12 protein-coding genes are annotated in these 12,675 nt (G+C 49.4%); 5 read left to right on the forward strand and 7 right to left on the reverse strand.

Annotated features, from left to right (window positions below; translation table 11 throughout):
* The first annotated feature begins 45 nt into the window (after nucleotides 1-45).
* Complete coding sequence (locus tag B4C70_RS06205) at nucleotides 46-1,584, forward strand: S8 family peptidase (protein ID WP_290777633.1); 1,539 nt, start codon at nucleotides 46-48, stop codon at nucleotides 1,582-1,584.
* Nucleotides 1,585-1,629: 45 nt separating this feature from the next.
* On the opposite strand, the gene B4C70_RS06210 is transcribed toward B4C70_RS06205, so the two are convergent.
* Genes B4C70_RS06210 through B4C70_RS06220 form a run of 3 tightly spaced genes read right to left on the reverse strand, consistent with a single transcriptional unit; the run spans nucleotide 1,630 to nucleotide 2,796 of the window.
* Complete coding sequence (locus B4C70_RS06210) at nucleotides 1,630-2,052, reverse strand: hypothetical protein (protein WP_290777635.1); 423 nt, start codon at nucleotides 2,050-2,052, stop codon at nucleotides 1,630-1,632.
* A gap of 7 nt (nucleotides 2,053-2,059) precedes the next feature.
* Complete coding sequence (gene fabZ, locus B4C70_RS06215) at nucleotides 2,060-2,482, reverse strand: 3-hydroxyacyl-ACP dehydratase FabZ (RefSeq protein WP_023469477.1); 423 nt, start codon at nucleotides 2,480-2,482, stop codon at nucleotides 2,060-2,062.
* A gap of 26 nt (nucleotides 2,483-2,508) precedes the next feature.
* The gene (locus tag B4C70_RS06220) at nucleotides 2,509-2,796 is read right to left on the reverse strand and encodes a DNA-directed RNA polymerase subunit beta (RefSeq protein WP_290777637.1); all 288 of its coding nucleotides are present in this window, start codon (nucleotides 2,794-2,796) and stop codon (nucleotides 2,509-2,511) included.
* A 385-nt stretch (nucleotides 2,797-3,181) separates the two neighbouring features.
* Between B4C70_RS06220 and B4C70_RS06225 the strand changes: the two genes are divergently transcribed.
* Nucleotides 3,182-4,549, forward strand: coding sequence for a copper amine oxidase (locus tag B4C70_RS06225; protein ID WP_214747095.1), 1,368 nt, complete (start codon nucleotides 3,182-3,184; stop codon nucleotides 4,547-4,549).
* Nucleotides 4,550-4,645: 96 nt separating this feature from the next.
* Entirely contained in the window at nucleotides 4,646-5,581 is a 936-nt protein-coding gene (locus B4C70_RS06230; protein WP_290777642.1) for a class F sortase, read from the forward strand.
* A gap of 47 nt (nucleotides 5,582-5,628) precedes the next feature.
* On the opposite strand, the gene B4C70_RS06235 is transcribed toward B4C70_RS06230, so the two are convergent.
* Both B4C70_RS06235 and B4C70_RS06240 read right to left on the reverse strand, forming a co-directional pair.
* Complete coding sequence (locus B4C70_RS06235) at nucleotides 5,629-5,952, reverse strand: winged helix-turn-helix transcriptional regulator (RefSeq protein ID WP_023469481.1); 324 nt, start codon at nucleotides 5,950-5,952, stop codon at nucleotides 5,629-5,631.
* Nucleotides 5,953-6,019: 67 nt separating this feature from the next.
* Nucleotides 6,020-7,177 (reverse strand): AI-2E family transporter, encoded by a 1,158-nt coding sequence (locus B4C70_RS06240; protein ID WP_023469482.1) that lies wholly within the window; start codon nucleotides 7,175-7,177, stop codon nucleotides 6,020-6,022.
* A gap of 249 nt (nucleotides 7,178-7,426) precedes the next feature.
* Between B4C70_RS06240 and B4C70_RS06245 the strand changes: the two genes are divergently transcribed.
* Complete coding sequence (locus tag B4C70_RS06245; RefSeq protein WP_290777648.1) at nucleotides 7,427-9,967, forward strand: ATP-binding protein; 2,541 nt, start codon at nucleotides 7,427-7,429, stop codon at nucleotides 9,965-9,967.
* Nucleotides 9,968-10,067: 100 nt separating this feature from the next.
* The gene (locus tag B4C70_RS06250; protein WP_290777651.1) at nucleotides 10,068-10,913 is read left to right on the forward strand and encodes an NAD(P)-dependent oxidoreductase; all 846 of its coding nucleotides are present in this window, start codon (nucleotides 10,068-10,070) and stop codon (nucleotides 10,911-10,913) included.
* Nucleotides 10,914-10,963: 50 nt separating this feature from the next.
* On the opposite strand, the gene B4C70_RS06255 is transcribed toward B4C70_RS06250, so the two are convergent.
* A complete protein-coding gene (locus B4C70_RS06255) occupies nucleotides 10,964-11,746 on the reverse strand; it encodes a flagellar hook-basal body protein (RefSeq protein WP_023469485.1) in 783 nt (260 codons plus the stop codon).
* Between the two features lie 15 nt (nucleotides 11,747-11,761).
* On the reverse strand, nucleotides 11,762-12,556 hold the full coding sequence (locus B4C70_RS06260) for a flagellar hook-basal body protein (RefSeq protein WP_290777656.1): 795 nt from the start codon (nucleotides 12,554-12,556) through the stop codon (nucleotides 11,762-11,764).
* Nucleotides 12,557-12,675 lie beyond the last annotated feature (119 nt).

Raw genomic sequence — 12,675 nt, forward strand, 5'->3', positions numbered from 1 at the left:
TTTTTTTCAACTTTCCACCATTTTCCGTAAAGGTCGTGATTTTTCATGAAACGTATCCTTCCACTCCTACTCGGTGTCAGTCTCCTGACCCCGTCCGCCGTCTCGGCTGCTACGACACCGCTTCCGGTGACGAGTCAGACGTTACGCGGTACATATGATGCGTCCGGACGTGCCGTCTTCACCCTACCGTCAGCCCTCTATATTGAACGGGCGACGCATCTCGAATTCGATCTCGATCGCTCGAAAGGTTCTATCTATACCTCAAAGACGAATTACAGCAAAGGGACGACTTACAAACGGTATCGCCAATTGCAGGACGAAGCGTTGATCTTCCCGCTCAGCTGGTCCGGTACACAGTACGTCGTCTTCGAAGGGAAACCGGGGACCCGCTACCAGATTCCCTTCATCCTCCGTAAACTCCAGCCGCTCCTACCGATGAAACCAAGTGCGACGACGTCAAAGACCGCGAGTCTCCTCGTCAAGATGAAGCACGGCAGTCTGAAACAATCCGTTTCGACGTCGCTCCAGGCGACACGATCGTCGCTCCAGGCGACACGATCGTCGCTTCCGGGCCTGTCCCTCGAAGAATGGACGTTCAAGACGAAGGCCGCCGCGACACAGGCAAAACGTTACTTGGAACGATCAGCTGCCGTTGACTACGTCGAACATACACAGACCGTCCGGACGGCAAAGGATATGTATCGCCCGTACCAATGGTCGCTCCAGAACACAGGACAACGAAAAGGAAAAGTTGGGGCTGACATCCAGTACGCCGCTGCCTTAAAACGTCTCTCCGGGAAAACGTTACAGCCGACACTCGTCGCCGTCGTTGATACCGGGATCAACTCGACCTATGCCGACTTCGCAGGACGCGTCCGGACCGATCTCGGGTACGACTTCATCCGCGGAAAGACTTCCGTCACCGATCCGGACGGTCACGGTTCCCATGTCGCCGGGATCATCGCTGCGAATGCCGATAATCAGTATGGCATTCAAGGGATCAACCCAGCGGCTTCCTTAATTCCGATTCGTGTCCTTGATGCAAACGGGCAAGGCTCCACGTCGGACGTCGCACGTGGTATTCTCCATGCGGTCAAAAAAGGCGCCCGCGTCATCAACCTTAGTCTAGAAATGGATGAAAAATCACGCGCCATCGAGGATGCAATCGCGTATGCCTATCAGAAGAAGGTCCTCGTCGTCGCCGCTTCCGGTAATGACGGCGCGAAGACGATCAGCTATCCTGCGCGCTACGCCCATGTCCTATCTGTCGGCGCAACAGACCGAAAAGATGTCCGTGCCTCGTTCTCGAACCGTGGAAAAGGACTCGATCTCGTCGCACCGGGCGTTGAGATTCCGAGTTACATCGGTGACGGTGAACTCGCCTATTCGAGTGGTACTTCGATGGCAGCCCCTCACGTCGCAGCTGTCGCAAGTCTCCTAATGAGTTTAAAACCGAGCTTGTCACCGAGTGCGACAGAGAAACTCTTAAAGTCGTCCGCCCGAGATCTCGGAACAAAAGGCTATGACACCTCATACGGCTACGGTCGCCTCGACGTAAACCGTGCCGTCTCGCTCGTCAAATAAACGATAAAGCGCCGATTCCTGTGACAGGAGTCGGCGCTTTATCGTTCATCGGATGATTTCGAGCGGAATCTCAATCCCGCGTCCTGCACCGGCGTCAATGACGAGGACAGGCAGGCGATTTTCGTTGAAGATTTCATCTTCAACGGTTGTATCTGAAGTGTACGTGCGAATCTCACCCATTTTTTTAGCGGAAAACGACACGAATGGGAACGGAATCGATTGATTCGAGACCTCTAACCGAATGTCGACTTGTTGATCGTCAAGACGAATGTCATTCGTCGTCTTGATCGTCAGACGCATCCGGTCCTTACTCGTCAAGGAAATCTGGGCGGAGATGTTCTCTGTCTGACCAGCCCGTTTGATCGGGTCGACGATGACCGATGGGGAAGCGGTCTCGACCTTTTCAGCACGCTGACAGCCAGGGATGATCAATAAGGAAATCGCGAGAGGAAGCAACCAGCGTTTCATCTGGTCGTCACTTAATTGCGAATGTCAATTCGGCAGTGCAGGCGACTTCCCCGTCTACCGTCGCTGTGGCACGACCTTTTCCGATAGGTCCACGTAACTTCGTCAATTCCACTTCGAGGCGCAATTGATCGCCTGGCACGACTTGACGTTTAAAGCGGCAGTTCTCGATGCCGGCAAAGAAAGCAAGCTTTCCTTGATTCGCTTCCATCTTGAGGACAGCAAAGGCACCGACTTGTGCGAGTGCCTCGACGATGAGAACGCCGGGCATAACATTATAGTCAGGAAAGTGTCCGTTGAAGAATTCTTCGTTCGCAGACACATTTTTCACTCCGACCGCGCGTTTGCCTTCTTCGACCTCTAAAATCCGATCGACGAGCAAAAAGGGATAACGATGCGGAATGACTTCCTTGATTTGTTCGATTGTATACATATTAAACAGCTCCCATCACTGACAAATTAAGATTTCATCCAAAAATCGGTGATGCGGGTCCATGTGTCGAGCTTTAACACATCCAGTGCCTCGCCACCACCAAACGTTGCATACCCTACCATTGCACCGATGACCAGTGCGACGATGACGAGAACGAAAACGATCAACAACCGGACGAGAATCGGGACACGTCGCGTCGTGTATTTTCGAAGACGTGGTGTTTTCTTTTCAGATGTTCCGGCGTCCTTGCCTTGTTGATGTCGCTTTGAACGTTCACGCGTTGGCTGTTCCGTACCTGCTTGGTCTTGTACCATTTTGATCACCTTTCATTGATTCAGTCTAAGCGTAGTATAGCACATTAGTACCAGGTAACAATATCAGGAATGACTTTGTTTTCTCCTGGTTCCTAGCTAGTGTAACACGACCGATCGGTAAACATTTAAAAAAAGTTTTCTTTTGTTATATAAGGAAGTAAAAAATTCGCAACACATTATTTCCGTAAATCTCACATTTTTTTAAATCCAAATGCCATCCATCCGCGTAAGCCTTACAGATTCACAAGCAACACTTACAAGCACAGGATGACACGGGCCCGGGTTCATCCCTCTATTCAAGTTTAGATCAACGCTTCCAAACGTTTTCATATTAAAAACCAAAGCAAGCGCTCCACTACTTTACAATCGAGAGGATGGATTCAACATGAAACACACTAAAAAATTCGCGGCATCAGCAATGGCAGCAGCACTCGTACTTCCAGGAACAGCAGCATTCGCTTCTGGTGGCGCAGATGACATGAAACAAGAGGCACCAAAGAACGTCACGGTCAAAACAAAAGCTGCTGACCTTCGTGCAACACTCGATCAGTTACTTTCAGAGCACTTCGTCCTCGCTGTCATGGACATGAAAAAACAATATGACGGTTCAAAAGACGCAGAATATTACGAAGCAGCACTTAAACAAAATGCACTCGATATGACACCAGCCATCGCTTCAGTTTACGGCGATGAAGGCGCAAAACAATTCGAGAAAATCTTCGTTGATCACAATAAATACACAACAGACCTCGTCAAAGCTGTAAAAGCAGACGATCAAGACGGCATCAATGCTTCGAAGAAAGAAACAGAAGAGTTCGTACAAGATCTCTCAAGCTTCCTCGATACAGCAACGGAAGGTAAACTCCCGAAAGCAGCAGCTGAAGAAGTCCTCCGTGCGCACGAAGCAGATGTCTACAAGACATTCCAACAATATGCAGCTGGTGACTACGAAGGATCGTACAACACGTTCCGTGAAGGATACAGCCGTATGTACGATATCTCAAAAGCACTCTCAGTCGCTATCACAACACAAATGCCTGAGAAATTCGATAACACGAAAGCGGACTCAAAAGCAGCAGATCTTCGTTCAACGCTTAACAGCCTTGCAGCTGAACACGTTGCACTTGCGAACATCAGCATGACAGCTGGTGTTGATAAAGCGAAAGATTACGATGCAGCAAACTGGGCTGAAGATATGCACACTGCAGACTTCAAAGCAGCGATCAAATCAATCTACGGTCAAGCTGGTGCAGATCAGTTCGAACAAGTTTGGACGAAAAACCACATCGAAGCACAAGCAAACCTTGTCACAGCAGCAATCAATGACGACAAGAAATTGATGGGTGACGCACAAGAAATGCTCAAAATGTTCTCAAATGATTTCGGTGCATTCCTCGGTGCAGCAACAGAAGAAAACCTTCCAACAAAAGCAGCACAAGAAGCCGTATCAGGTCACGAGACTTACGTCCAAGATACGTTCATGCAGTATGTTGAAGGTGACTACAAAGGTTCTGTCGACACATTCCGTGAGTCTTACGCTTACATGTACGGCGTAGGTGAAAACCTCGGTGAAGCGATCGTTAAACAATCGCCAGAGAAATTCATGGATGGTACACCAGGCTCAATGCCGAACACTGGTAACGGTGGTATGAGCGACAACAACACAGCTGCAACAACAGGTGCAATCGCAGTATTCGGTCTCGCACTCGGAGCAGTTGGTCTTGTCCTCGCACGCAAACGTCAAAACGCCTAAGAAATTGGGTATACTCAATAACAGGATAGCGACATGCTATCCTGTTATTTTTTTACATAGAGGGAATCCCTTCTCTCGGAAAGGAGCTACGCGTTTATGAAACGTTGGTTATTACCGGCGAGCATCGTCTTGATGGTCGCATCGGTCGGAACACTGCTGTTCCTCCTATTTGGTCAAACTAAACCAGATACATCAAACATCACGCAAGGTGATCAAAAAACGGAATCCGCGGCCTCTTCCGAGACGAAGGAAGAAGATCCGCTCAAACCGTCTGAAATATTCAAGAAGGAGTTCAAGGATCTCTCTGCAACGGAGGTCGAACTTCCAAAACAACTCGTCATTCCAAAGCACGACATCAAAGCGAAGGTCGAACAAGTCGGGCTTGATAAAGATGGCGCGATGGCAACACCGAAAAACGAACAACAAGCCGGCTGGTACAAGTTCGGTCCACGTCCAGGTGACGTTGGTAATGCTGTCATCGACGGTCACACCGATACGAAGACCGGTCCAGCCATTTTCTATAAGCTACATGAACTGAAAAAAGGTGATCCAGTCGAGATTACTGATGCGTCCGGACGGAAACTCGTCTTCCGCGTCAAGGAGCTCGTCCAATACGATCACTTGAAAGCACCACTTAAGAAAATCTTCGGTCCAGCAGATACACGGAACTTGAACTTGATCACGTGTATCGGAACGTTTGACCGAAATGCCGGTACGTATGATGATCGACTCGTCGTCTTCACAGAACTTGATGAGAAAGCATCTGATCCTGTCAAAACACCACCGAAACCAGCCACGAACGTCCGCGTCAGTGGCGGATTCGTTAACTGGTATGCATCTACGGATAAAGATGTGACATCCTATAACGTCTATCAAGAAAAAGACGGCAAACGTAAAAAACTCGGTACAACAGACGTCATCGAACGGAAAGCTTTCCCACTTCCGGAAGATGCGACGGGTCGCTTCATCATTACAGCCGTCAACAAAGCAGGCATTGAATCGGAAGAAGCCTTCAGTGCCGTACGTCGTTAAGATCCACACAAAAGCCAGAGTCTAGCGACTCTGGCTTTTGACGTTCCTCAATAACGAATATGCTGTTTGCTCCAGCGAATCGATTCCTTGAACTGACGGACGAGATCTTCTGCCGGTGCCGTTAAATAATAGGCCAGCCCGTGCACTTTTTCTGACATCTGCTGGACGACGAGACCATCTTCGATCAGCTCCTGCAGCTGTTCGAGGATTTGACCGTGTGACTGATCGATCCGTTGCTCGAGTTCCCCGATCGTCAACGCCCCATCACGCAAGAGATAAATGATACTCGACTTGAGGCTGTTTTCGAAGTTGTGTTGAAACTTCTGCAATGCCAGTAAATCGGCTTGTTCTTCGGTATGACGTGAATCCATCTGATCCCTGCCCCCTTTTTCTTAACTACGTCTTCAGTATGACGTACTTTTAGATGAATTTCAAAACTCAATCGCGCTCCGTGACAATCGTATCGAACGTCTTCTCTTCTTCCGTAATGACCATCTTCTTTTGCGACCGAAGATGATAGAGACGACGGATGTTCAGGATGACGACCTTCATGACGGCGTAGAACGGGACACCGAGTAAGACCCCGAAGAAACCAGCGATGTTCCCCGCAACCAGCAGGACGATGATGATCGTCAATGGATGGACATCGAGCGTTTTCCCTTGAACGAGCGGTGACATAATGTGCGAATCGATCTGTTGCGCGACCGTCATGACGATGATTGCATAAATCGCAAGAATCGGATCCTGGATGAACCCAACAATCAACGCCGGAATGACGCCGAGGACTGGACCGAGAAACGGAATGATGTTCGTCAGTGTCGCAAACAACGCAAGCAGCAACGCATAATCAATCCCGATGATTAAGTAGCCGATGTAGGCGATGATCCCGACCCCGATACTAACGATGACCTGACCGCGGATGTAGCTCATGATCGTCAAGTGGACGTCACCGAGAATTTTTTTCGTTTCTTTATGATATTCGTACGGCATCAGCTTGACGAGATTACCTTTTAGCTTATCGCCATCAAGCAACATATAAATCAACATGATCGGGATGATGACGATCGTCACGACCGTCGTCGTTACGACACTGACGAAGCCACCGACACCCGTCCCGATGTTCTTCAAGAATGTCGAAGCGTATTCCGAAATATTGCCGGAAAACTTATTGAACAGGTTATCCGGTCCTGACAAGAAGCGTGAGAAAACCGAACTGTTTTCAAGTTGCTCTCGGACATCGATCAATTGACGCTGGAACTGTGTCGCGAGTGTCGGAATCGAATTGACGAACTGTGTGATTTGCTCCGATAGCATCGGACCGAAGATGAAGCCGAGTGTCGTCAAGATCCCGATCAGACCAACGAGGACGATCAAGACAGCAGGCCGTCGCTTCATCTTTTTCTCGAGCAACTCGACGATCGGCAGCAGGACATAATAGAGAATCCCAGCGATCGCAAGCGGCGGAACGACCATCTGAAGCAGAATCGCGACCGGTCGGAATAGGAACGTGACATGATCGCCAATCCAGACGATGATGAGTAACGTCATGATCCACCACGCAAATCGGTACCATTTGTTTTCGAACATTTTTTGCATCTAACCACTTCCCTACGTAAAAGAATAAAGTTCCATATCCTCTTTAGTTTTCCTTAAAACAATGCTTCTTAATCCTTATTCTCAGAAAATATATCGATTCCTCCATTTTAACCAATATATGATATATTTGTTTTAGTAAGATTTGCAGATTCAAATTTGCCGTACCCGTTGAATGTGCGTAAGATGAGTATATTCGGACTTAAGCAATCTTTTTCATACATGTAAAAATAGAATACGGAGGATACCCTAGTGAAATGGATCAACCATACGATCGGTCGCCAATTGATGTTCGCCTTCTATATGGTGTTTGTCGCTCTCAGCATCACGTCTGCGATCGTTTACTTCTATACGGAACAGAAGATCGATCAGGCGAATGCGACGTTCGATGACTTGCGCGAACGACGGACGAATGCCAATGCCCTCGCAAGCGAGTGGACCGTCGCGCAAAGTAACGTCAAATCTTACTTATTGACGGGCTCACAAGAAACACTCGATGCCGTCAAGACAAATCAACAGGAAATTAATCGCTTAACGACATGGTTCGAAAAGTATGCCGTGTATGAGCAAGGGAAAGAATATGCAACGGCAACCCGTCAAATGTATGACGATTATTTTGGAACGTCACTTCCGCTCCTCAACGAATACGTCGAAGGAAAAAAAGACGGGAAAATCAACGAAGATTTTGTTGATCCGAATACACTTGCTGCCCTGTCGAACGGAAAAGACTTATTCACAGCGAATGGGACGTTACGTGGATCAGTCAGTCTGTCAGATGCTGATATCGATATGACACGGATTGATACGTTGCTTGGTGATTACCTGACTTTGATCCAAGGGAAGGAAGTGGATGCAAAGAACGATCTTCTAGGCGAGATGCGCGTTGCGCAGTTCATCTGGCTCTCGAATCTCGTCGTGCTGATACTAGTGCTCCTATCACTCGTGCGTCCATTCATCAGCCGCATTACAAAACAAGTCAATGCCTTGTCTCGTGACAGCGCGATGCTTGCAACAGGTGAAGACATCCAAGCGATTCCATTGCCAAAACGTAAGGACGAACTGCATACGTTGACGACATCATTCAATCAGATGGCGGCTTCGATTGCTGATAACAAGGTCCATATGCTGGCGAAGAACGAAGAACTCCAAGCACAACAGGAAGAACTCGTCGCCCAGCAAGAAGAACTGCAAGCGCAACAGGAAGAGCTTGAGGAAGCACTCGATATCACGCTTCGGAGCGAACAACATCTCAAGTACCGCAATGAATTGACCGAGACGCTTGCGTCCCGTGAGACACTGACGGCGTATCCGGAAATCATCGAGAAGCTCGTCTCGATCACGCATTCTGAGATCGGTGCCCTGTTGTTCCTCGATCAACAAGAAGTCCGCTCGACGATCGATTATGGGATGACGGAAGAGATGGTCGGTCGTCTTGTCTCCGATGATCAATCACTCTTGCACCGCGCACGCCTCCTGAAGCGTCCAGTTCATTCATCGAAACAGGTCGCGCATGAGAGTCCGCTTCCATACCCATACTATATGTATGAGGTCGCAGTCCCTGTTCTTGATCCGTCAAAAGAGCACATGATTGCCTGTATCTATCTCGTTCGTTATCGTGACGCCTTTACAGCGGAGCAGATGGATGACATCCTGTCGTTCTCGCATCAATTGTCGCTCTCCCTTCTCCGGATGGGGATCTATGAAGAAATGATTCGTGAGAAGAATAAGACGACGCAACTGTTGAACTCGATCCGGGAAGCAGTCGTCTACATCGAACATGAGACGGACGAATTGCTCGTCAACGAACCGCTGATGACGTTGTTCCCGGAAGTCCCAACAGAGTTCAAAGACGAAGAGCGCTCTGCCTTCCAGCAAGCGATGCAAGCACTCGCTGACATCATCGATGAACCAGCACCATTTGAGCGTTACATCGAACAGATCGTTGAGCTGAATTTACCAAAAGATAGCTTGATCGTCTCGATTCGAAAACAGAGTACGTACATCCAGATTTATGCCGAGAAGATTGAAGTCGAAGGCATGTGGGTCGGTACGATGCTTGTTCTCCGTGACGTGACGAAAGAGACGGAAGCCGAGCGGATGAAGGAAGAATTCGTCTCGACCGTCTCGCATGAATTACGGACCCCACTCTCTTCGATCTATGGCTTCACCGAGCTGATGCTTAATAAACGGTTCGAGGAAGAACGGCAACGGAAATATCTCCAGACGATCCACTCCGAGACGGGTCGCCTGACGACGCTCGTCAATGACTTCCTCGACGTCCAGCGCATGGAATCGAGTGAACACCGTTACGAGATGTCGACGTTTGATGTCGTCGAACTCGCCCAGGATTTAATCGAGTTCTATGATGTCTCGCACGAGACGCACACGATTGATTTCGAGGCACGTGGACCAATCATGATCGACGGCGACGCAGAAAAGATGAAGCAGTTGCTCAACAACCTGCTCAGCAATGCCGTCAAGTACTCACCGAGCGGTGGGACGGTCTTGATACGGATTACAAATGAACTTGGTTTCGCCCAAATCCGCATCCAGGATGAAGGCATCGGGATTCCACAAGACGCGCTTCCGAAGTTGTTCGATAAGTTTTATCGTGTCGATAACTCCGAAACACGTAAAATCGGCGGAACCGGTCTGGGTCTATCAATCTGTAAGGAAATCGTTAAACACCACAGCGGAACGATTGATGTCGAATCCGTCGTCGGTGTTGGATCAACCTTTACGATCCGTTTCCCGATAGCTGTCATCTCGACCATCCTCACGTATGAAGATTAATCACCTGACCGTTCACATCATGTGGACGGTCTTTTTTGTCGTTAGATTCGACGACGTGCGGGGTATAGTCAAAAGCGCATTAGGATAAGGAGGAATCAACATGCAACTTGGATGGATTGGTTTAGGACATATGGGTATACCGATGGCAAAACGTCTGCTTGGCGGTGGGCATGACGTGATCGTCTACAACCGGACGTTTGAAAAAACAGCGCTGTTGACTGCTCGAGGAGCAACAGCTGTCAAAGAAGCACAGGAAGCAGTACGTCAAAGCGACATCATCTTCGTCATGCTCGCGGACGGTCCTGCTGTCGCGTCCGTTCTCGAGAGTGTAACAGACGACCTCACAGGTAAGACGATCGTCAACTTGAGTACAATCTCACCGGAAGAGACAAGGAAGATGGCTCGGCTTGTCGAAGAGAATGGTGGGACGTATCTTGAAGTTCCTGTTTCGGGGTCCGTCCCCGTCGCAGAAAACGGGCAGCTCGTCTTGCTCGCTGGCGGTGACGCAGACGTCGTCACGGCTTGTCAGCCGTATCTTGCCCTACTCGGAAAGGAAACGATCCATTTCGGTCCACATGGCTCAGGAAGTGCGGCAAAACTTGCCATCAATCTCTTACTCGCCGTCGTCGGACAAGGAGTCGCGGAGACGTTATTGCTCGGAGAAGGTGCGGGTCTTGAGAAAGAGAAGCTGATCCAGATGATCAGTGCATCGGGCATGAACACGCCGCTCTTCACCGGTAAACGGGACATGTACCGGAACAACGATTTCCCGTCTGCCTTCCCTCTTCGCTTGATGGCGAAGGATCTCGGGCTGATCATAACTGAAGCAAAACGTCAGCAGCTCGAGTTGCCGCTCGCTCAAGCAGCGGATCGTAGTTATGCGAAGGCAAAGCTTGACCATGGGAATGCCGATATGGCCGCTATTTATCAAGCGCTACAAGACTGAATATAAAAAGCAGATCCGCACTCACATCTGAGGCGATCTGCTTTTTCATGTTATTTCAGTGACGTGACGATTCCCATCATCTGATCGGTCGTCATCAGTGCTTTTGAATTGAATTGATACGCCCGTTGAATCTGTGTCAAATTCGTCATCTCGGTCGCCATATCGACGTTCGACGACTCGAGTGTGCCGACCGTCAATGGATTTCCATCGACTGTTTCATACTGTCCTGGTGCTGTAAACAAGCCGGCTCCATCTTCCGTCAACTGATTCGGATTGTCGACATACCCGACAGCAAGTCGTGCGAGGACACGGCGCTCTCCATTGACGATTCCCGTGACGTTGCCGTCCTTGTTCAATTCGACACCCGTCGCATCCGCAGGTAAGAGAATTGGTTCATTTTGACCGTTAACGACAGACCGTCCCGCGTCATCCGTCAATTGAATACGCCCATCGGCTTGCGGAGATAGTTGGAAGTTTCCGTCTCGCGTGAACTTCGTCACCCCATCCCGATCGATGACCGCAAAGAAATGATGCGGATCCGATAAAGCGGCATCGAGTGCCCGGTCCGTCCGTTTGAACGTTCCCATCGAAAAGCGCGTCGCTTCATTGGCGACATAGCCGCCGACACCGATTCGTAAGCCGGCCGGTGTCGATAAAGGTCCCGTTTGCAATGCAGCCGGTTGGTTCTGGATGTTACGCGTCAACAGCTCCTTGAACTGGGCGTCACGACGTTTATATCCGTTCGTATCGACATTCGCTAAGTTGTGCCCGGTCGTATCGAGTTGTTTTTGTAATTGCGCCATTGTACTAGCTGACGTATAGAGTGATTGCATGGTGTTCCCCTTTCATTATCGGACGCGACCGATTTCAGAAACTGCCTTTTCGGCAGTCCGGTCATACGCTTGAATGACTTTTTGATTCGCTTCAAACTGACGCAGACCAGCGTTCATCTCTGCCATCGTCTGTTCAATCGCGACGTTCCCGAGTTCAAGTACCCCTTGATCAACCTTGACGTTGCCCTGTGCCAACGCTTCAGGTGCCCGGTAGAGTCCGTTCTCAACCCGTTCGAGCTGTTCCGTATTATTCGTCGTCACAAGTCCTAGTCGTCCGACTTGCTCTCCGTTCCCCCGCGTCACGACACCTTCAGGTGAGACTTTGAAATCGTCATTGCCGACGTTCATGATATTTCCGTTCTCATCGAGTACCTGATCGCCGTCCGTTGTCCGCAAGATACCGTCTCCATCGACCGCAAACTGTCCGTTCGTTGTATACAACACTTCTCCTTCAGGTGCTGTTCCGCCTCCATTACCATGTAGGATCGTAAACATCGGTACGCCTTCCGCCGAACTGATCTGTAAATCCGTCGCATTTCCTGTCTCCGTGATGGATCCGGGTGCGAAGTTCGGTGTCGCCGCCTGCATGAACACACCTGTCGCGAGTGTACCGACGTTTCCAGCAGGTCGAATTCCCGTCCGTTCATTCGTCGCCGCTTGATGGATCATCATCTCTGGAAACGTGCGCAGGGATGCTTGATCGGCACGGAAGCCGGGCGTCCGTGCATTCGCTAAGTTATTACTCAACATCTCTTGTTGGCGTTGCAATGCCTGCATCGCACCGGATGCCGTATACATTCCGCGTAACATCTATATTTCATCTCCTCATTGACTTCATGTTCAATTCTATCTTTTAGTATATCGGTCCGTTTGCTTCAGATTATGAGTTTTTTTTCAAAAAAAGGGAATAAAATTCTGAGTTGCATCTA

Source organism: Exiguobacterium sp. UBA5002 (genome assembly GCF_002396765.1).
GTDB lineage: Bacteria > Bacillota > Bacilli > Exiguobacteriales > Exiguobacteriaceae > Exiguobacterium_A.

What these genes read in the sequence shown, in the direction of transcription:
- B4C70_RS06220 (WP_290777637.1), bottom strand. Translation starts at nt 2,796, where the DNA reads ATGGTACAAGACCAAGCAGGTACGGAACAGCCAACGCGTGAACGTTCA.
- B4C70_RS06250 (WP_290777651.1), top strand. Translation starts at nt 10,068, where the DNA reads ATGCAACTTGGATGGATTGGTTTAGGACATATGGGTATACCGATGGCA.
- B4C70_RS06230 (WP_290777642.1), top strand. Translation starts at nt 4,646, where the DNA reads ATGAAACGTTGGTTATTACCGGCGAGCATCGTCTTGATGGTCGCATCG.
- B4C70_RS06235 (WP_023469481.1), bottom strand. Translation starts at nt 5,952, where the DNA reads ATGGATTCACGTCATACCGAAGAACAAGCCGATTTACTGGCATTGCAG.
- B4C70_RS06205 (WP_290777633.1), top strand. Translation starts at nt 46, where the DNA reads ATGAAACGTATCCTTCCACTCCTACTCGGTGTCAGTCTCCTGACCCCG.
- B4C70_RS06260 (WP_290777656.1), bottom strand. Translation starts at nt 12,556, where the DNA reads ATGTTACGCGGAATGTATACGGCATCCGGTGCGATGCAGGCATTGCAA.
- fabZ (WP_023469477.1), bottom strand. Translation starts at nt 2,482, where the DNA reads ATGTATACAATCGAACAAATCAAGGAAGTCATTCCGCATCGTTATCCC.
- B4C70_RS06210 (WP_290777635.1), bottom strand. Translation starts at nt 2,052, where the DNA reads ATGAAACGCTGGTTGCTTCCTCTCGCGATTTCCTTATTGATCATCCCT.
- B4C70_RS06240 (WP_023469482.1), bottom strand. Translation starts at nt 7,177, where the DNA reads ATGCAAAAAATGTTCGAAAACAAATGGTACCGATTTGCGTGGTGGATC.
- B4C70_RS06255 (WP_023469485.1), bottom strand. Translation starts at nt 11,746, where the DNA reads ATGCAATCACTCTATACGTCAGCTAGTACAATGGCGCAATTACAAAAA.
- B4C70_RS06225 (WP_214747095.1), top strand. Translation starts at nt 3,182, where the DNA reads ATGAAACACACTAAAAAATTCGCGGCATCAGCAATGGCAGCAGCACTC.